The 18299-nt window shown below is 64.1% G+C and carries 16 protein-coding genes; 8 read left to right on the top strand and 8 right to left on the bottom strand.

Annotation, left to right across the window (positions count from 1 at the left end):
- Positions 1–145: 145 nt before the first annotated feature.
- The 7 genes from glpE to IB234_RS00160 all read right to left on the bottom strand — a co-directional run bounded on the left by glpE (position 146) and on the right by IB234_RS00160 (position 7743).
- Positions 146–475 carry a thiosulfate sulfurtransferase GlpE gene (gene glpE, locus IB234_RS00190; RefSeq protein WP_192312214.1) on the bottom strand — a complete coding sequence of 110 codons (330 nt, stop codon included), beginning with the start codon at positions 473–475 and terminating at the stop codon, positions 146–148.
- A complete protein-coding gene (locus tag IB234_RS00185; RefSeq protein ID WP_192312212.1) occupies positions 472–1296 on the bottom strand; it encodes a symmetrical bis(5'-nucleosyl)-tetraphosphatase in 825 nt (274 codons plus the stop codon). Before IB234_RS00185 ends, glpE begins: the two co-directional genes overlap by 4 nt.
- Complete coding sequence (gene apaG, locus IB234_RS00180) at positions 1296–1676, bottom strand: Co2+/Mg2+ efflux protein ApaG (RefSeq protein ID WP_192312210.1); 381 nt, start codon at positions 1674–1676, stop codon at positions 1296–1298. The genes IB234_RS00185 and apaG overlap by 1 nt, the downstream gene beginning before the upstream one ends.
- Before the next feature lie 31 nt (positions 1677–1707).
- Entirely contained in the window at positions 1708–2520 is an 813-nt protein-coding gene (gene rsmA, locus IB234_RS00175) for a 16S rRNA (adenine(1518)-N(6)/adenine(1519)-N(6))-dimethyltransferase RsmA (protein ID WP_192312208.1), read from the bottom strand.
- Positions 2521–2599: 79 nt separating this feature from the next.
- Positions 2600–3595: a 4-hydroxythreonine-4-phosphate dehydrogenase PdxA gene (gene pdxA, locus IB234_RS00170; protein WP_225580189.1), complete on the bottom strand. Its 996-nt coding sequence runs from the start codon at positions 3593–3595 to the stop codon at positions 2600–2602.
- Between the two features lie 106 nt (positions 3596–3701).
- Positions 3702–4994 (bottom strand): peptidylprolyl isomerase, encoded by a 1293-nt coding sequence (locus IB234_RS00165; RefSeq protein ID WP_192312206.1) that lies wholly within the window; start codon positions 4992–4994, stop codon positions 3702–3704.
- Positions 4975–7743 (bottom strand): LPS-assembly protein LptD, encoded by a 2769-nt coding sequence (locus IB234_RS00160; RefSeq protein ID WP_192312204.1) that lies wholly within the window; start codon positions 7741–7743, stop codon positions 4975–4977. The genes IB234_RS00165 and IB234_RS00160 overlap by 20 nt, the downstream gene beginning before the upstream one ends.
- A gap of 127 nt (positions 7744–7870) precedes the next feature.
- Between IB234_RS00160 and IB234_RS00155 the strand changes: the two genes are divergently transcribed.
- From IB234_RS00155 to IB234_RS00145, 3 genes are read left to right on the top strand one after another with little or no spacing between them, the layout of a single operon-like run.
- Positions 7871–8896 (top strand): aminoglycoside phosphotransferase family protein, encoded by a 1026-nt coding sequence (locus tag IB234_RS00155; protein ID WP_192312202.1) that lies wholly within the window; start codon positions 7871–7873, stop codon positions 8894–8896.
- Positions 8893–9564 carry an N-acetylmuramate alpha-1-phosphate uridylyltransferase MurU gene (gene murU, locus IB234_RS00150; protein WP_192312200.1) on the top strand — a complete coding sequence of 224 codons (672 nt, stop codon included), beginning with the start codon at positions 8893–8895 and terminating at the stop codon, positions 9562–9564. Before IB234_RS00155 ends, murU begins: the two co-directional genes overlap by 4 nt.
- Position 9565: 1 nt before the next feature.
- Positions 9566–10339: a TerB family tellurite resistance protein gene (locus IB234_RS00145; RefSeq protein WP_192312198.1), complete on the top strand. Its 774-nt coding sequence runs from the start codon at positions 9566–9568 to the stop codon at positions 10337–10339.
- A gap of 174 nt (positions 10340–10513) precedes the next feature.
- Here IB234_RS00145 and IB234_RS00140 read toward each other — a convergent pair whose 3' ends face one another.
- Entirely contained in the window at positions 10514–11497 is a 984-nt protein-coding gene (locus tag IB234_RS00140; protein ID WP_192312196.1) for an alpha/beta hydrolase family protein, read from the bottom strand.
- Between the two features lie 84 nt (positions 11498–11581).
- On the opposite strand from IB234_RS00140, the gene IB234_RS00135 reads away from it, so the two are divergent.
- The 5 genes from IB234_RS00135 (at position 11582) to IB234_RS00115 (ending at position 18213) form a co-directional block, all read left to right on the top strand.
- Positions 11582–13963, top strand: coding sequence for a PAS domain S-box protein (locus tag IB234_RS00135; protein WP_412547889.1), 2382 nt, complete (start codon positions 11582–11584; stop codon positions 13961–13963).
- Positions 13964–14053: 90 nt separating this feature from the next.
- Positions 14054–14683 carry a response regulator gene (locus IB234_RS00130; protein WP_192312194.1) on the top strand — a complete coding sequence of 210 codons (630 nt, stop codon included), beginning with the start codon at positions 14054–14056 and terminating at the stop codon, positions 14681–14683.
- A gap of 171 nt (positions 14684–14854) precedes the next feature.
- The gene (locus tag IB234_RS00125; RefSeq protein ID WP_192312192.1) at positions 14855–15880 is read left to right on the top strand and encodes an ABC transporter substrate-binding protein; all 1026 of its coding nucleotides are present in this window, start codon (positions 14855–14857) and stop codon (positions 15878–15880) included.
- Positions 15881–16019: 139 nt separating this feature from the next.
- The gene (locus tag IB234_RS00120) at positions 16020–17129 is read left to right on the top strand and encodes an ABC transporter ATP-binding protein (protein ID WP_192312190.1); all 1110 of its coding nucleotides are present in this window, start codon (positions 16020–16022) and stop codon (positions 17127–17129) included.
- Between the two features lie 43 nt (positions 17130–17172).
- Entirely contained in the window at positions 17173–18213 is a 1041-nt protein-coding gene (locus IB234_RS00115) for an ABC transporter substrate-binding protein (RefSeq protein ID WP_192312188.1), read from the top strand.
- The last annotated feature ends 86 nt before the right edge of the window (positions 18214–18299 follow it).

Raw genomic sequence — 18299 nt, 5'->3', positions numbered from 1 at the left:
GCTCTCCCTTCTGGATGGCCTCGTCCTAAGAGTAGTTCGGTTTCTCGGTCGTCAAGCGTTGCAGGAGGGTGACAAGGTGTTGCCGCTCGTCGGTAAGTCACCCGCAAGCGGCGCAGGCCGCGGCTTTGCGCCGCGGCAGATTTTTTTACTCGGCGTCGCCTTGCGATACCTGATCAGGGTACTGGCTGCGCCACAGTTCGAAGCCGCCGTCGAGACTGTAGACCTCGGCGAAACCCTGGTGCGCCAGGTAGGCGGCAGCGCTCTGACTGGAGTTGCCGTGGTAGCAGGAGACGATCAGCGGCGCATCGAAATCTGCTTTGGCGATGAAGTCCGGCAGGCTGTGGTTGTCCAGATGGCGTGAGCCGCTGATATGGCCGTTGGCGAAGCTCTGCGGGTCGCGGATGTCCACGACCACGGCGCCTTGCTCTCGCAGGGACTGGGCCTGTTCCGGGGGAATACGTTTGAATTCGCTCATTGGGCGATCTCCTTGCAGTCGCAGCGGAATTTCTCGCCGCTGTCGATGTTCATCAGGGTCATGGCGCCGCCCCACACGCAGCCGCTGTCGAGGGCGAACAGGCCGGGTTCGTCGCAGTTGCCTTCCAGCGCCGCCCAGTGGCCGAAGATGATCTTCTGCCCGCGCGCCTTGCGTTCGGGCCAGGCGAACCAGGGCGCATAGCCCGGCGGGGCGGTGCCCACGCCTTCCTTGCTCTTCAGGTCGAGGGTGCCGTCGGCGGTGCAGAAGCGCATGCGGGTGAAGTAGTTGGTGATCACCCGCAGGCGGGTGACGCCCTGCAGGTCGCTATCCCACTTGGCCGGCTCGTTGCCGTACATGCCGTCTAGGAACAGCAGCAGGCGGGCATCATCACGCAGCACTTCCTCGACCTCGGCGCCGCGTCTGAGCGCCTTCTTCAGCGTCCACTGCGGCGGGATGCCGGCATGCACCAGGGCGATGTCGCGTTGCTCGTCATGGTGTACCAGCTTCTGCTGCCGCAGCCACTCAAGCAGCTCTTTACGGTCGGGGGCGTCGAGGATTTCCTGCAGGGTGTCGTGCTTCTTCAGGCGCTCGATATTGTGCGCGGCGGCCAGCAGGTGCAGGTCGTGGTTGCCTAGCACGCAGACCAGGGAGTCGCGGATCGAATAAAGGAAACGCAGGGTCTCCAGGGACTCCGGACCGCGGTTGACCAGGTCGCCGACTAGCCACAGCTTGTCCTGGGCCGGGTCGAAGGCGACCCGTTCGAGTAGGCATTTCAGCGGCTGCAGGCAACCCTGCAGGTCGCCGACGGCGTAGGTCGCCATCAGTGCAGAGCTCCAGGCACGGCAAGGCGGAACGGCGCGATGGTCGCGTCGAAGCGTTTGCCGTCGTCAGCGACCATCTGGTAGCTGCCGTGCATGTTGCCGACCTTGGTCGCCATCACGGTGCCGCTGCTGTAGGTGTGGCTTTCGCCCGGCTGCAGGTGCGGCTGCTGGCCGACCACGCCGGCACCGCGGACTTCCTGCACGCGGCCGTCGCCGTCGGTGATGATCCAGTGGCGGCTGAGCAGCTTGGCTGCCTCGTTGCCGCCGTTGTGGATGGTCACCGTGTAGGCGAAGGCGTAGCGGTTCTGCTCCGGGGTGGATTGCTCCGGCAGGTAGCGGGTCTCGACGCTGACGTCGATCTGGTAACGCGGGTCGGCCATCTGTACAAACTCGGCAGGCTGAAAGGGCAGTTTAGTCCGCTTGATCGGCGGGCTGGCGTTCGGCCAGCTGGTCGGCCAGGCGGACGAAGGCTGCCAGGTCCAGCTGTTCCGGGCGCAGTCCGCCATCCACGCCAGCGGCCTCGATAGCCTCGGCCGGCAGCAGCTGCTTGAGGGTGTTGCGCAGGGTCTTGCGGCGCATGTTGAAGGCCTCGCGCACCACGCGCTCGAGCAGGCGATGGTCCTTGGCCGGGTGCGGCAGGGTCTCGTGCGGCACCAGGCGGACGATGGCCGAGTCGACCTTGGGCGGCGGGTTGAAGGCGCCTGGGCCGACGTTGAGCAGGTGCTCCACGCGGCAGTGGTACTGGACCATGATCGACAGGCGGCCCCAGTCGCCACCACCCGGCTCGGCGGCCAGGCGCTCGACCACTTCCTTCTGCAGCATGAAGTGCATGTCGCGGATCAGCGGGGCGTTATCCAGCAGGTGGAAGATCAGCGGCGTGGAGATGTTGTACGGCAGGTTGCCGACCACGCGCAGGCTGTGTGGCGCAGCTTCCAGGCGATTGAAGTCGAACTTCAGCGCGTCGCCCTGGTTCAGGCGGAAGTTGGGATTGCCGCCGAACTTGCTCTGCAGGATGGGGATCAGGTCGAGGTCCAACTCGATCACGTCGAGCTGTGCACCGCTGCCCAGCAAGCCCTCGGTGAGGGCGCCCTGGCCTGGGCCTATCTCCAGCAGGCGCTCACCCTCCTTGGCGTGGATGGCGCGCAGGATGCGATGGATCACGCCGGCATCGTGCAGGAAGTTCTGGCCGAAGCGCTTACGCGCGCGGTGTTGGTATTCGGACATGGGTACGGCTCCAAGCTTCAAGCCACAAGCTCAAAGCGCAATGCAAAGAGCGGCAGTTTAGCAGCCAAGTGGCCAGGCTCTAAGCCTGGCGTGCGGCGGCCATCTGGTAAGCAGTCTCCAGGGCGACCTGCAGGCTGCCGCTGTCGACCCGGCCAGTACCGGCAAGGTCCAAGGCGGTGCCGTGGTCGACCGAGGTGCGGATGATCGGCAGCCCCAGGGTGACATTCACCGCTGCGCCGAAGCCCTTGTACTTGAGCACCGGCAGGCCCTGGTCGTGGTACATGGCTAGCACCGCGTCGCAATGTTCGAGATGCTTGGGGGTGAACAGAGTGTCGGCCGGCAGCGGGCCGATCAGATTCAGGCCTTCACCGCGCAATAGCTCCAGGGTTGGCTCGATCACTTCGATTTCTTCGCGCCCAAGGTGACCGCCTTCGCCCGCGTGCGGGTTGAGGCCGCAGACCAGGATGCGCGGTTTGGCGATACCGAATTTTTTCACCAGATCCGTGTGCAGGATGCGGGTGACCCGCGCCAGGCGCTCGGCAGTGATGGCGGCAGCGACGTCCTTGAGCGGCAGGTGGGTAGTTACCAGGGCCACGCGCAGGCCGCGGGTGGCGAGCATCATCACCACCTGCTCGGTGCTGGTCAGTTCGGCGAGGAACTCGGTATGCCCGGAGAAGGGAATGCCGGCCTCGTTGATCACGCCCTTGTGCACTGGCGCAGTGATCATCCCGGCGAAGTTGCCGTCGATGCAGCCCTGACCAGCTCGGGTCAGGGTCTCCAGCACATAGGCGGCGTTGTTCTGATCCAGCTGTCCTGGGCTGACCTCCGCAGCCAGCGGGGTATCCCAGACATATAGGCTGCCAGCCCGAGCCGGGCTGTCTGGCCAGTTATTCGGCCCGACCGAGTGTAGCTCGATGCTCAGGCCCAGCTGGATGGCACGCTCGGCCAGCAGGTCGCAGCTGGCGACGGCGACCAGCGCCTCGGGTTGGGCTTCGCGGGCCAGCAGTAGACAGAGATCCGGGCCGATGCCGGCGGGCTCGCCGGGGGTCAGGGCAAACAGGCGTGGAATGGTCATGGTCGGCCTCGTAGGAATACCGGGTCGGAGGGGAATACTTTACGCGCAAAGGCGTGGACGAAAAAAAGCCCGGCGGTGCCGGGCTCTTTCTTTGTCGATCAGGCTATCAGAGCTTGATCTCGACATAGGCTTCGTCACGGATCTGGCGCAGCCAGGCCTGCAGCTCTTCGTCGTACTTGCGGTTGCGCAGGACGTTCATCGCCTGCTGCTCGCGGTACTGCTCGCTGCTGTCAGTGGCGCGGCGGCCAAGGACTTCCAGCACGTGCCAGCCGTAAGGGCTCTTGAACGGCTCGGACAGCTGGCCACTTGGGGTTTTGGCCATTACCTCGCGGAACTCCGGAACAAGGCTGTTGGGGTCGATCCAGTTGAGGTCGCCGCCATTGAGGGCCGAACCTGGGTCTTCCGAGAAGCTCTTCGCCAGTTCGGCAAAGTCTTCGCCGGAGGCGATGCGCTGGTGCAGGCGCTCCACCAAGCGACGAGTCTCCGCCTCACTACGCACTTCGTTGGGCTTGATCAGGATGTGGCGCACATGAACTTCGTCGCGCACCAGAGTGTCGCCGCCGCGTTTCTCCAACAGCTTGACGATCATGAAGCCGCCGGGTGTGCGCACGGGCTCGGTGATGCCGCCTACGGGCAGGTCACGGATCATGTCGGAGAAGGCTGGTGGTAGTTGAGCGGACTTGCGCCAGCCGATCTCCCCGCCCTCAAGGGCATTTTCGCTGGCGGAGTTGGAGATCGCTGTCTGGGCGAAATCGGCACCCGAACGTAGCTGGTCGTAGACGTCAGAGGTCTTCTGCGCCGCGGCGCGGATCTGCTCGGGCGAGGCGGCTTCCGGCACCGGGATCAGAATATTGGCGAGGCGGAACTCCTCGGACAGTTGCATCTGGCCGAGATCCGAGGCGAGAAAATTCTGCACTTCCTGATTGGTGACCTGGATCCGCTCAGCCACACGGCGTTGGCGCACGCGGCTGATGACCATTTCCCGGCGAATCTGCTCGCGCGCGTCCTCAAAGGACAATCCATCGCGTGAGAGCGCCGCACGGAACTGATCGAGGGTCAGGTTGTTGCGCTGCGCAATGCTGGCCATCGCCTGATTCAGCTCTTCATCCGTAATGCGGATACCGGAGCGATCACCGATCTGCAGCTGCAGGTTCTCGACGATCAAGCGCTCCAGGACCTGCTGCTGCAGAACGTCCTGGGGTGGGAGCTGGCCGCCGCGCTTGTCGATGGTTTGCTCGACTTCACGCAGGCGCTGGTCCAGCTGGCTGTACATGATGACGTCGTTGTCGACGATGGCGACTACGCGATCGAGGGACTGGAACTGCGCCTGAGCGCCAGAGGCCAGAAAAACTGCGCCCAGCAACAGCGGGCGCAGGCAATCAGAAAGCTTGTTCTTCACGTTCACGATAACCTTGAATGCCTTGCTCGAGGAAACTGTCGGTCTTGCCGCCCAGTACGTTGCCGAGGCCCTTGAGGACGATCTGCAGGAAGATGCCGCGATCCGGCTCTTCGTTGGTGTCGGGGTTGAGACTGGTTTCGTCGTAGTCGATCCAGTAACGGTTGATCAGGCGCAGCTTCCAGCAGCAACTGTCGTATTCGAAGCCGCCGAAGGCCTCCAGCGTACGGCTACGGGCATAGTCGTGCTGCCAGCGTGCGATCACGTTCCATTGCGGCACGATTGGCCAGATGGCCGAGAAGTCGTGCTGCTGGATCTTGTAGTAATCCTTGATGTAGTTCGGGCTGCCCGGAGTGCCGAAGTCGCTGCCGTAGGTCCAGGTACCGCTGGCCTGGTCGTAGCGAATGGTATCGTTACGATAGCGATAGCCGGCGTTGATGACCTTGTTCGGGTTGTCTTCAGGCTGATAGTGGAACATCAGGCTGCCGGAGCGAGTGCTGTGCGTCTCGCCGTCCCAGTTGAAGTCCGAGGTCAGGTGCCAGTCGCGGTTGAAGCGGTACATGTACTCCAGCGCATACGGCGAGAGGTCGGCAGTGGCGTCATCGCGGGTGCGGTAGTCGATGTCCGGCATCTGCACCTTGCGGTCGGCGAAATAGATCGCCTGACCGATGCTGAAGCGCTGACGCTCGAAACCGTTGTTTTCGATCCAGCGGCTGGTCGCGCCGAGCGACAGCTTGTTCTCGTCACCGATACGGTCGCGACCGGAGAAACGGTTGTCGCGGAACAGGGACGCGTAGTTGAAGGTGTTTTCACCGGTATCGAATACCGGGATTTCTTCCTGGTCTTCCTTGGGCACGTACAGGTAGTAGGCGCGTGGCTCCAGAGTCTGGCGGAACGCCGTGCCGAAGAGCTGGGTGTTGCGGTCGAAGTAAAGACCGCTGTCGATGCTCGCGATCGGTACGCTGCGATCGGGGGCGTCTTCGAAGTTGTTGCCCACCTGGGCCTTGCCGATGGAGTCCAGATCCAGATCGTACTGTGTGTAGGCGTATTTGAGCGTCGGCTTGATGAAGCCCCAGGTCCAGTCCAGCGGCAGGCTGACGGAGGGCTCCAGATGCAGGCGATCACCGGTCGAGCGGGCGAGTCCGTACACGTTGTTGTCGTACCAGGGCTCGGGGTTGCCGTCCTCGTCCACGAAGTTGCCGCTGCGCAGGTCACGATCGAAGCGAACGTACTCGGTGCTGTAGGCGAAGTTCAGGCCGCCTGGCTGGAAGGGCAGTTTGCCGTCCAGGGTGAGCTGGGGCAGGCGCTCGTAAGGCGTGATGTCGATTACGCTGGTCGGCTCATACGCGTGGGCGTTCAGACGGGCGGTGAAGGTGTCTCCACGCCAGGTCAGCGTGCCACGCTGATTGAGGAAGTCTGGCGTTTCCAGGTTTTCCAGATCGCTGTCCAGATCCTGGAAGTAGTAGGGGTCGCTGATGGCGGTGTAGTCGACTTCAGCCAGCAGGCGATCATTCAGGCCGCCACGGTGCTGCCAGTTGTACATCCAGCGCTGATCTTCGTAGTCGGACTGCAGCTCGCGCTCGTCTTCCTTGTCGTCCAGCCATGCACCGCCGACCTGGCCTTCGCTGTTCTTGGTCAGGTAGCGGAACTCGCCCTCCATCAGCAGGCCACGCTTGGCCATGTAGGTGGGGTAGAGGGTGGCGTCATAGTTCGGCGCGAGGTTGAAGTAGTACGGGGTCGACAGCGAGAAACCGGTATCGCTGGAGGTACTGATGCCCGGAGCGAGGAAGCCGGATTGGCGACGATCATCGATCGGGAAGTAGATGTACGGCGTGTAGAAGACCGGAATGTCCTTTACCCGCAGCGTCACGTTGGTCGCCGTGCCAAAACCGGTGGCCGGGTTCAGCTTGATGTTGTTGCCTTTCAGGTGCCAGGCGTTGCTGCCCGGTTCACAACGGGTATAGGTGCCGTCCTTGAGACGGACGATGGCGCTCTCTTCGCGTTTGGCGTAGAGCGCGCTGCCACGGACATGACCCTTGTGGATCACGTATTCGGCGTTCTCGACCTTCGCCTCGCCGTTATCCAGCTGGATCTCGGCACGGTCGCCGACCACCAGCATGCCATTGTCACGAATGCGTACGTTGCCTTTCAGCTCGCCGCGGTTCTCGGCCTGATGCAGGCTGGCTTCGTCAGCCTCAACCTGCATGCTCGACTGACGCAGGACGACGTCACCGGCCAGCGTTGCAGTCTGCTTCTCCTGTTCATAGCGAGAGGCCTTGGCCGAGACGAACATCGGTGATTCGTCCATCGGCGCATCGTCGCTCATGCCCGGGCGGATCGGCTCGATATAGGAGCCTGCACAGTAAGGGCCGACTTCTGCCAGCTGGGCGGTGGTCAACTGGTCGCGAGGCACCCAGTCCAGGTGGCTGTAATCGGCGCTGCGGCTGCTCAAAGCACGGCCACCGCTCTCGGTGACGAGTGTTGCCTGCTCGCCCTGCGCCTGGCCTTTGCTCGACTGCGTGGTGCCGGTACCAGCCACTGAGCTGACGGCCGACTCACTGTGCTGAGGGCGCGGCAACGGGTTGGATGCGCTGGACTTCGGCGAGCAGGCCCAGCCGCCCGTAGCGGAGGCGGAGCAGTCGTACTGCTCCGCGGCGACGACAAAGGACGAGGCCAGGGGTTGCAGAGCCAGCAGGCCGCCGGTAACCAGCAACGGGAATTTTTTACGGAACAGGGGGAGGTTTACTGCCATCTTGTTAGTCCGGGCTTCCTGCGCGCCTTCGACCCGCGGGGGCCGCACGCCTCTCGATGGGCTGAAAAAGATGCTGGATAATAAAGCATGACCCGCGCAACGGCTAGCGCCGTCGGAGACCCCTGTAATGCCTGATCAAGATGTGCGTCTCCAGCTCCTGGAGAGCTGGCTGGAAGACTGTTTGCCTGCCCTTTTCGAACGTGAGGGCTGGGGCGAGGTACCTGCCGCGAGCCTGGCGCCGGCCAGTAGCGATGCCAGTTTTCGCCGCTATTTCCGCTGGCTGGCCGAGGGCCGCAGCCTGATCCTGATGGATGCGCCACCGCCTCAGGAGGACTGCCGCCCCTTCGTTAAGGTCGCCGCCATGCTGGCAGAGGCAGGCGTGCACGTGCCGCGGATTCTTGCTCATGATCTGGAGCGCGGCTTCCTGGTGCTGGACGACCTGGGCTCGCGAACCTGGCTCGAGGTGCTGGACCCGGAGAACGCCGACGAGCTGTTCGAGGTGGCGCTGCATGCCTTGATCGCCTGTCAGCAGAGACCCATCGACGACATGCTGCCGTCTTACGATGAGGCGTTGCTGCGTCGCGAGCTGCAGCTATTTCCGGATTGGTACCTGCAGCGCCACCTGGACCTAGAGATGGATGACGCGCAGCGCGAGCAGTGGCGGCAGGTCTGTGACGTGCTGGTAGGCAGTGCCCTGGCGCAGACTCGGGTATTCGTTCATAGGGACTACATGCCCCGCAACCTGATGCTCAGCCAGCCCAACCCCGGCATCTTGGACTTTCAGGACGCGGTATACGGCCCGATCAGCTATGACGTCACCAGTCTGTTCAAGGACGCCTTCCTCAGTTGGCCGGAGGAGCGGGTGCGCGGCTGGCTGGAGCGCTACTGGCAGTTGGCGCGTGACTCGGGCCTGGCGGTGCCGGCCGACTTTTCAGAGTTCCACCGCATGAGCGACCTGATGGGGGTGCAACGCCATCTCAAGGTGATCGGCATCTTTGCGCGGATCTGCCACCGCGACGGCAAGCCCAAGTATCTGGCCGACGTGCCACGTTTCTTCTCATATATAGAAGCAGTTCTGGCGCGGAGGCCGGAGCTGGCGGTGCTCGGCCAGTTGCTGGCAAGCCTGCCGGCGCGTGAGGCACAGCCGGCATGAAGGCGATGATCCTTGCGGCAGGCAAAGGTGAGCGCCTACGCCCGCTGACCCTGCATACGCCGAAGCCCCTGGTGCGTGCCGGTGGTATACCGCTGATCGAGTTTCATGTGCGTGCCCTGGCGGTTGCCGGTTTCACCGAGCTGGTGATCAATCACGCCTGGCTTGGTCAGCAGATCGAGGACTATCTGGGCGATGGCAAACGCTTCGGTGTGCGTATCGACTACTCGGCCGAGGGTGAGCCTCTGGAAACCGGCGGCGGTATCTTCAAGGCGTTGCCGTTGCTCGGCGAGAAGCCCTTCCTAGTGGTCAATGGCGATATCTGGACTAACTATGAGTTCGCCGATCTGCGCCTGCCGCCAAGAGGCCTCGCCCATCTGGTGCTGGTGGACAACCCGGATCATCACCAGGCCGGTGATTTCCGCCTGCATGAGGGGCGGGTGAGCGACGCCGTCGCTGGCGAGCCCTCGCTGACCTATAGCGGCATGGCGGTGTTGCACCCGCAGCTGTTTGCCGATAGCCAGCCAGGTGCCTTCAAGCTCGCGCCGTTGCTGCGTGCCGCCATGGCCGATGGCCGGGTCAGCGGAGAGCATTTTGTGGGCCGCTGGATCGATGTAGGTACCCACGAGCGCCTGGCAGACGTCGAGCGCCTGCTGGCGGCGGAGGCCTGACATGCTCTGGCCGGTGACGCTGGTCGGCGCAGTCGCCGGGATGGCTGTCGCCAGTATCCCTGGTGCGCTGCTTGGAGGGCTGCTCGGACAGGTGCTGGATCGTCGATTGCGTCTTCAGTCCTTCGAGCATCTTCGCGATCTGCTGAGCAGCAAACGCGAGTCTCTGGACGATGAGGAACTGCTGTTCATGTTGATCGGACGCCTGGCCAAAAGCGATGGTCGGGTACTCGACAGCCATCTCCAGGCCGCCCGCAACGAGATGCTGCGCCTGGGCCTGGACGAGCAGGCGCGGCGTCAGGCCATGCTGGCATTCAATCGTGGCAAGCAAGCCGAGGATAAACCGTTGCGCAGGGCGCTGCGTGGGCTACACAAACGCCCGGAACGCGCCGAGACGTTGTTGCGTACTTGCTGGCGCATGGCTTGGGCCGACGGGAGAGTCAGCGAGCGCGAGTATGAGATGATCCAGATGTGGGGGGGCTGGCTGGGCTGGAAGCGCGAGGCATTGGATACCCTGGCTGACGAGTACGAGCCGGCTCGCAAGACGACGGAGGTGAAGGCCGGGGACTATCAGGCTGCCATGCGCCTGCTGGGCGTGCAGGCTGATAGCGAACCGGCGACCATTAAGCGCGCCTATCGCCGGCTTCTCAGTCGTCACCATCCCGACAAGCTGAGCGGCTCCGGTGCGACCCCAGCACAGCTGCGCGCGGCTACCGATAAGACCCGCGAGTTGCAGGTCGCTTATGAAGTGGTGCGCCAGCGTCGCGGTTTCCGCTAGCCGCCTGTCGGAAAGCCTCCTGCGTTGATGGGCCTTGGCTGGGGCGTTGGCGCTGCCAGTGCGCAAGTTGCGAATCGCCCAACAGGCAAGCTATTGCTCGTTACTTCGCCGCGCTCGTTCTCTTGGGCACGGCCACCAGAGTGGCCGCTGCGGCCTGCCCATGCCTTCCCGCGACTACTGTTTGTCCAGCCAGCCGCGTACCCGGCGGAACAACTGCTCCTGCTCGGCCTCCAGGTTGCCTGGCAGTGCCTTGAGCGCGATCTGCGTGTAGCCATCGTGGTCCAGGCGCTTGCTAGCCTGCTTGCGCCGCACAGCATTGCCGCGGTCAGCTGCCAGGTCCTTGTAGAAGAAGTCGCCGGTCGCCAGCTTGAGGCCAGGGATCAGCTCGTCCAGCGATGGCGTCTGGCCTGCCGGCAGCTGGGGTGCGACCACGACCAACTGCTTGATCTGCTCGGGCTTGTGCTCCTTGAGATACAGAGCGGCCCAGTAGCCTCCGTCACCATGGCCGAGCAGCACGATGTTTTTGCTGTCCTGCTGCTCGGCGAAAGCGATACCGGCCTGGATGCGCGCGAAGATCCGTACGGCCGGGTCGACCGGGGGGGGCGCTGGTGTTTCCGATGGGGTGGGCTCCGTGGGCGGTGTGGCAGCGCTGTCGCCCTCGGGGGCGGGTTGCTTGTCACCTTCGGTTGCGGCTGCTTCGGTATCGACGGCGACCGGCTCCGGCGTGCGTGGCAGAACGGCCTCCGGTAATGGCGCGGACTTGCTGTCCGGCAGTGTCAGACTGAGGCTGCTCCAGCCTACGTCAGGCAGCTTGAGACGCAACGGCTGGATCGCACGTGGCCAGTCGGCACTTTCGTCGGCACCTGGCACAAGAATCACCAGCCCCTTTGCCTCCGGTGCGTTGGCAGGCTTCCACAGGGCCAGAAAACTCTCCTGGTCGGCCTGCAGAGTCTGCTGCTCGTCTTTGGGAAGCTGGCGCTCCAGCCCCTGGGCGCTGTCCTGGCTGCGCTCCTCCAGCGGTATGCGTGGCGGCTCGGCGGGGGCGGCACTTTCCTCGGCAGGCGTTTCGGGATTGGCTGGTGGGTCTTCTTCGGCCACGGCGGGCAAGGCGAGGCTCAGGCACAGAGTCAGGAGTGTCGGCAGGACTGTACGGCGCATCTCAGCACTTCTGGTAGCGGGAAGGTTCTTGCAGCCTAAGCGCTTCGTCGCGGTTTGTCAGGTAAGGTAGAAAGCGGACCCGAGATGATGTGGATCGACGCTGTGCGCAGGATTCGAGTGCTCTGTTGGCTGATGCTGCTGTGCCCGCTGCTGGCGCGCGGTGGTGAGCTGGATGCGGACCAGCGTGCCTGGCTGGCCGAGCACCCGCGGCTGCGGACGGGGGTGGTGCTGCAGGCGCCCTATGCCGAGTACCAGCGTCGTCAGCAGCAGCTGAGCGGGCTCAACATCGAACTGACCGAAGCACTGGCGAAGGTGCTCGGCGTCGAACTGAGCTGGCTCAGCTACCCGGACCAGGCCACCCTGGACCAGGCCCTGCGTTCCGGTCGCATCGACTTCGCCCCAGGCCTGACGCAGACTCCTGCAGGATTGCGCCTGTGGCAGTTCTCCGACCCTTACCTGCGTGTTCCGCACTTGCTGGTGGGAGAGCGCCTGGGCGAAATGGGGGTGGAACTGGAGAACCTCGGCGATCGCGAGCCAATTGCCGTGCGCGAGCCCAGTGCTGTCGCCGATTACCTGCGTGGCAATTACTTCAATCTGCGCCTGCAAGCCCAGTCGTCCGACCGAGAGGCGTTGCGGGCGGTATTGGCACAGCGGGCACGCTACGCGGCCATCGATCAGGCCCAGCTCAGCCGACTGAGCCAGGAGAGCGAGTTTGCCGGGCTTACCGTGCTGGCCGACGTGGGCCTGCCGCAGCTGTTGCGCTTCGGCACGCGCCGCGACTGGCCGCAACTGGCCGGCATTCTCGATACGGGGCTGCGCCAGCTGCCGGGCGAGCAACTGGAGCAGATCCAGCAGCGCTGGCTGACCGCCAAGACGCCGAGCCTCGGCGAGTCGCCGCAGTTCTGGCGCAGCCTGAGCATGCTGCTCGCGGCGGTGCTGCTGATCAGCCTGTTGCTGCTGACCGTGCTGCGGCGCCAGCGCGCCCGGTTGGAGCGGCGCCTGCTGGAGGCACGGCACACCCTGGCCCAGCGCGAGGTGGCCGAGGAGGCACTGCGTTTGGCGCAGTTCTCCCTCGACCACAGCACCGTCGGTATTCTCTGGGTCAATTGGGACAGCCGGGTGCGTTATGCCAACCAGGCGGTGGCGGAGATGCTCGGCTACGACAGCCTCGCGATGGTCGACCAGCCGTTGCAGCAGTTCGAGCCAAACCTGGGCATGGACCGCTGGCTCAACCTGTGGAAGCGCGTGCGTCAGCATGAGGAGGGTGCGCTGAGTTTCGAGAGCAACTGCCGACGTGCCGACGGTAGCTGGATGCCGGCCGACGTGACCCTGGGCTTCCTGCGCTTTCGCGATGCCGAGTATCTGGTGGTCTACCTCACCGACGTCACCGAGCGGCGGCGTGCCCATGCCGCGCTGGAGGAGAGCGAGGCGCGGCTCAAGGGCATCGCCGGCAATGTGCCGGGGCTGGTGTTTCGCCTGGAGCGGCCGGTTCCCGGTGCGCCGGTGGACTTCGCTTTCATCAGCGAGGGCAGCGAGCAACTTGTCGGCTACCCGGCGGCGACCATCATGGCGGCCGACTTCGGCATTCGTAGTCTGGTCCATCCCCAGGACCGTGCGGGGTATCACGCGACTCAGGATGCGGCCATCGAGGCATCTGGCGACTGGCAGTGGCAGGGGCGCATCCTCACCAGTGCCGGCCGTGTACGCTGGGCCGACATCAAAGCCAGCGCGCGCCAGCTGAGTGCCGACCATGTGGTGTGGGACGGCGTGGTGTGGGACATCAGTGACAACAAGGCCATCGAGCTGGAACTGGCCGAGTCGCGCGCCCAATTGCGCGAGCTGTCCGCCCACCTGGAGAGTGTGCGTGAGGAAGAGAAGGCACGCATTGCCCGCGAGGTGCATGACGAGCTGGGCCAGGTGCTGACCGTGCTCAAGCTGGAGACTTCCATGTGTGAGCTGGCCTACGCCGATCTTGATCCTGGCCTGCAGGCTCGCCTGGACAGCATGAAGAAGCTGATCGCCAACCTGTTCCAGCTGGTGCGTGATGTGGCTACCGCCCTGCGCCCGCCGATCCTCGACGCGGGTATCGCCTCGGCCATCGAGTGGCAGGCGCGGCGCTTCGAATCGCGCAGCCATATCCCATGCCTGGTTCAGGTGCCGGAACAGCTGCCGCAGCTTTCCGATGCCAAGGCCATCGGTCTGTTTCGTGTGCTGCAGGAGGCACTGACCAATGTGCTGAGACATGCCGAAGCACATACCGTCGAGGTGAATCTGGAAGTGCAGGGCGGTGAACTGTGCCTGACCGTGAGTGACGATGGTCGGGGTTTCGACACAGCCGCGCAGCGCGCACAATCCTTCGGCCTGGTCGGCATGCGCGAGCGCGTGCTGATGCTCGGCGGCAACCTGGCCTTGGACAGCATGCCGGGGGAGGGCACCACCCTGAGCGTGCGAGTGGCACTGGAGTAGGGTGGATGTCGCTGTTCACATCCACCATCAGCGGTGGAAAGCGCTGCGCGGTTTGTTACGGGGTGGCCATCCACCCTACGGGAGAGTGAAGTGATTCGAGTGCTGGTGGCCGAAGACCACACCATCGTCCGCGAGGGCATCAAGCAACTGATCGGCCTGGCCAGGGACCTGACGGTGGTTGGCGAGGCGAGCAATGGCGAGCAGCTGATGGAGACGTTGCGCCACACGCCCTGTGAGGTGGTGCTGCTGGATATCTCCATGCCGGGCGTCAATGGTCTTGAGGCGATTCCGCGCATCCGTGCGCTCAGCGAGCCTCCGGCGGTACTGGTGCTGTCCATGCACGACGAGGCGCAGATGGCCGCCCGCGCGCTCAAGATCGGCGCAGCCGGCTATGCGACCAAAGACAGCGATCCTGCCCTGCTGCTGACTGCTATCCGCAAGGTCGCCGCCGGTGGTCGCTACATCGACCCGGAGCTGGCCGACCGCATGGTCTTCGAGGTCGGCCTGACCGACTCGCGGCCGCCGCATTCGCTGCTGTCCGAGCGCGAGTTCTCGGTGTTCGAGCGCCTGGTGCGTGGCGAAGGTGTCAACGAGATCGCCCAGCAGCTGTCGGTCAGTAGCAAGACTGTCAGTACCCACAAGGCGCGCCTGATGCAGAAGCTCAATCTGCACTCGGTGGCTGATCTGGTGAAGTACGCCGTCGAGCACAAGCTGGTCTGACTCATCCCCGCGCCTCGTGGTTTGGGGATGCACTGCGACAATCTGGCTGGTTTCATTTCTTTACATGACGTTCGCTTCGTGGCTGATTGGTCAGCATTGTGGTGGCCGCTCTGGCGCGCCATTTTTGCCCGTCTGGACGGTGTGTCCGGGGCTCTGTGCATGAGGGAAAAGATGTACAAGAAGATCCTTGCGACCAGCCTGTTAGCCGCCACGCTACCCGCCTACGCGGACTACGTGACGGTGATTTCCTTTGGCGGCGCGAACAAGGAGGCTCAAAGCAAGGCCTTTTACGCTCCTTTCAAGCAGGCCACCGGAACCAGCGTGGTGCATGGCTCCTATAACGGCGACCTGGCCAAGCTGCGCAAGATGGTGCAGATGAGCCATGTTTCCTGGGACGTGGTCGAGGTGGAGGCACCTGAGCTGGCGCGTGGTTGTGAGGAGGGCCTGTTCGAGAAGCTCGACCCGAGCCAGTTTGGCGATCCGGCGGACTTTCTGCCGGGTGCGATCCAGCCCTGTGGCGTCGGCATCTTCGTCTGGTCCACGGTACTGGCCTACAACAGCGCCAAGGTGAAAGGCGCGCCTCAGGGCTGGGCCGATTTCTGGGACACCAAGCGCTTCCCGGGCAAGCGTGCTTTGCGCTGGGGTGCCAAGTACAACCTGGAGTTTGCCTTGATGGCTGATGGCGTGCCGGCGCGCGACGTTTACGGCGTGCTGGCCAGCGTCGAAGGCCAGGATCGTGCCTTCCGCAAGCTCGATGAGCTCAAACCGCAGTTGCACTGGTGGAAGACTGGCGTGGAGCCCATTCGTCTGCTGGCTGATGGTCGCGTGGCCATGAGTTCGGCCTACAACGGCCGGGTCGCCGCCGCCCAGGCCGAGCAGCCGCAGCTGGCGCTGAGTTGGGGCGGCGGCATCTATGACTTCGACTACTGGGCGCTGCCCAAGGGTGTCGGTAAGGCCGAGCAGGCGCGCGGCTTCGTCGTCTTTGCCAGCCAGCCCGAGCCGCAGCAGCGCTTTGCCGAAAATATCGCCTACGGTCCGGTGAACCGCCGCGCCATCGCCGCGCTGGACCCGAAGATCAGTGCCAACTTGCCCACCGCGCCGGCCAATCTGGCCGGAGGCGTGGGCATGGATGCGGCGTTCTGGGCCGCGAACGGCGAGGCGCTGGAGGCGCGCTTCGAGCGCTGGGCCAAACAGTGACTGGCGGAGAGGTGTTGTAGGGCGATCCCTACAGCGCCTCGTCCGCAAGCCTTATAGCAATCTCTCATACCGCCCGATTTGCGCCGGCTGCAGGGCTTTCTAGTCTTACAGCACGGCAACAAGAACAAAGGTGTGGGTGATGGCCGAGAATATTTCCAGCGACGTGCTCGTCAGTTTCAAGGGCGTGCAGAAGAGCTACGACGGCGAAAGCCTGATCGTCAAAGACCTCAATCTGGATATCCGCAAGGGTGAGTTCCTCACCCTGCTCGGGCCGTCCGGTTCCGGCAAGACCACCAGCCTGATGATGCTGGCCGGCTTCGAGACGCCCACCGCCGGTGAGATCCTCCTGGCCGGGCGTGCCATCAACAACGTGCCGCCGCACAAGCGCGACATCGGCATGGTGTTCCAGAACTACGCGCTGTTCCCGCACATGACGGTGGCCGAGAACCTGGCCTTCCCACTCACCGTGCGCGGCATGAACAAGACCGACATCACCGAGCGGGTAAAGCGCGCGCTGTCCATGGTCCAGCTCGACAACTTCCGCAACCGCTACCCGGCGCAACTCTCCGGCGGCCAGCAGCAGCGCGTGGCGCTGGCTCGCGCGCTGGTGTTCGAGCCGCAGTTGGTGCTGATGGACGAGCCGCTCGGCGCGCTGGACAAGCAGCTGCGCGAACACATGCAGATGGAGATCAAGCACATCCATCAGCGCCTGGGCGTGACCGTGGTCTATGTGACCCACGACCAGGGCGAAGCGCTGACCATGTCCGACCGCGTGGCGGTGTTCCACCAGGGCGAGATCCAGCAGATCGCCCCACCGCGCGACCTCTACGAAGAGCCGAGCAACACCTTCGTTGCCCACTTCATCGGCGAGAACAATCGCCTGGCCGGTGAGCTGGTCAGCCGTGACGGCGAGCGTTGCACCGTGCGCACCGCGCGTGGCGAGCAGGTCGAGGCGCTGGCGGTGAAGGTCGGAACGACCGGTGAGCCGGTCAGCTTGTCGATCCGTCCCGAGCGCGTGCGCATCAACGCCGCCAGCGAGAGCTGCGCCAACCGCTTCAGTGGCCGGGTGGCCGAGTTCATCTACCTGGGCGACCACGTACGCATCCGCATGGAGGTGTGTGGCAACCCCAATTTCTTCGTCAAGCAGCCGATCGCCGAGCTCGATCCCGCCTTGGGTGTGGGCGACGTGGTGCCGCTCGGCTGGCATGTGGAGCACGTAAGGGCGTTAGACCCACTCGTCGTCGAGTGACGACACCGCGTATCACCAACCCTGCACAGTGGAGAAAACAACAATGAGCAACATCCGCAGCATCTTCCGTCATAGCGCACTGGCCATCGGCCTGCTGGGCGCCACCCAGGCGATGGCCGCCGACCTGACCGTGATCTCCTTCGGTGGTGCTAACAAGGACGCCCAGGTCAAGGCCTTCTACCAGCCATGGGAGGCGGCCGGTAAAGGCAAGATCGTCGCCGGTGAATACAATGGCGAGATGGCCAAGGTGAAGGCCATGGTCGACACCAACAGCGTGTCCTGGCACCTGGTCGAAGTGGAGTCCCCCGAGCTGGCTCGCGGTTGCGACGAGGGCCTGTTCGAGGAACTGGACCCGGCCCAGTTCGGCAACGAGGAAGACTTCATCGAGGGCGCCATCCAGCCCTGTGGCATCGGCTTCTTCGTCTGGTCCACCGTGCTCGCCTACAACGCCGACAAGTTGTCGGCTGCGCCGGCCAGCTGGGCCGATTTCTGGGACGTAGCCAAGTTCCCGGGCAAGCGTGGCCTACGCAAGGGCGCCAAGTACACCCTGGAATTCGCCCTGATGGCCGATGGTGTGGCGCCGAAGGACGTCTACACCGTGCTCGCCACCCAGGAAGGCCAGGACCGCGCGTTCAAGAAGCTCGACCAGATCAAGCCGAGCATCCAGTGGTGGGAGGCCGGCGCCCAGCCGCCGCAGTTCCTCGCTTCCGGCGACGTGGTCATGAGTTCCGCCTACAACGGCCGTATTGCTGCCGTGCAGAAGGAGAGCAACCTGAAGGTGGTTTGGAACGGCGGCATCTACGACTTCGACGCCTGGGCCATTCCGCGTGGTGCGAAGGATTCCGACGCCGCCAAGGCCTTCGCCGCGTTCAGCGTGCAGCCCGAGCAGCAGAAGGTCTACTCGTCGAACATCGCCTATGGCCCGGCCAACAAGAAGGCCGTCGAGCTGCTCGACCCCTCGCTGCTCAAGGACATGCCGACCACACCGGAGAACATTGCCAACCAGGTGGCCATGAACGTGACCTTCTGGGCCGACTACGGCGAGCAACTCGAGCAGCGCTTCAACGCCTGGGCGGCGAAGTAAGTATCCCGTGCAGTGCCCCTTCCTGGTGAAGGGGAGTTGGTGGAGGGGCGCTCCCTCGTCCCTCCGAACCCTCGCCCGCCCTTGGG

The sequence above is a fragment of the Pseudomonas sp. PDM16 genome (assembly GCF_014851865.1).
Taxonomy (GTDB): Bacteria; Pseudomonadota; Gammaproteobacteria; order Pseudomonadales; family Pseudomonadaceae; genus Aquipseudomonas.
This window is presented reverse-complemented; position numbering and strand designations above follow the sequence as displayed.

Coding starts and splice junctions, on each gene's coding strand:
- IB234_RS00160 (WP_192312204.1), bottom strand. CDS start 7,743: ATGGCAGTAAACCTCCCCCTGTTCCGTAAAAAATTCCCGTTGCTGGTT.
- IB234_RS00185 (WP_192312212.1), bottom strand. CDS start 1,296: ATGGCGACCTACGCCGTCGGCGACCTGCAGGGTTGCCTGCAGCCGCTG.
- IB234_RS00155 (WP_192312202.1), top strand. CDS start 7,871: ATGCCTGATCAAGATGTGCGTCTCCAGCTCCTGGAGAGCTGGCTGGAA.
- IB234_RS00140 (WP_192312196.1), bottom strand. CDS start 11,497: ATGCGCCGTACAGTCCTGCCGACACTCCTGACTCTGTGCCTGAGCCTC.
- glpE (WP_192312214.1), bottom strand. CDS start 475: ATGAGCGAATTCAAACGTATTCCCCCGGAACAGGCCCAGTCCCTGCGA.
- apaG (WP_192312210.1), bottom strand. CDS start 1,676: ATGGCCGACCCGCGTTACCAGATCGACGTCAGCGTCGAGACCCGCTAC.
- IB234_RS00125 (WP_192312192.1), top strand. CDS start 14,855: ATGTACAAGAAGATCCTTGCGACCAGCCTGTTAGCCGCCACGCTACCC.
- rsmA (WP_192312208.1), bottom strand. CDS start 2,520: ATGTCCGAATACCAACACCGCGCGCGTAAGCGCTTCGGCCAGAACTTC.
- IB234_RS00115 (WP_192312188.1), top strand. CDS start 17,173: ATGAGCAACATCCGCAGCATCTTCCGTCATAGCGCACTGGCCATCGGC.
- IB234_RS00145 (WP_192312198.1), top strand. CDS start 9,566: ATGCTCTGGCCGGTGACGCTGGTCGGCGCAGTCGCCGGGATGGCTGTC.
- murU (WP_192312200.1), top strand. CDS start 8,893: ATGAAGGCGATGATCCTTGCGGCAGGCAAAGGTGAGCGCCTACGCCCG.
- IB234_RS00135 (WP_412547889.1), top strand. CDS start 11,582: ATGATGTGGATCGACGCTGTGCGCAGGATTCGAGTGCTCTGTTGGCTG.
- pdxA (WP_225580189.1), bottom strand. CDS start 3,595: ATGACCATTCCACGCCTGTTTGCCCTGACCCCCGGCGAGCCCGCCGGC.
- IB234_RS00120 (WP_192312190.1), top strand. CDS start 16,020: ATGGCCGAGAATATTTCCAGCGACGTGCTCGTCAGTTTCAAGGGCGTG.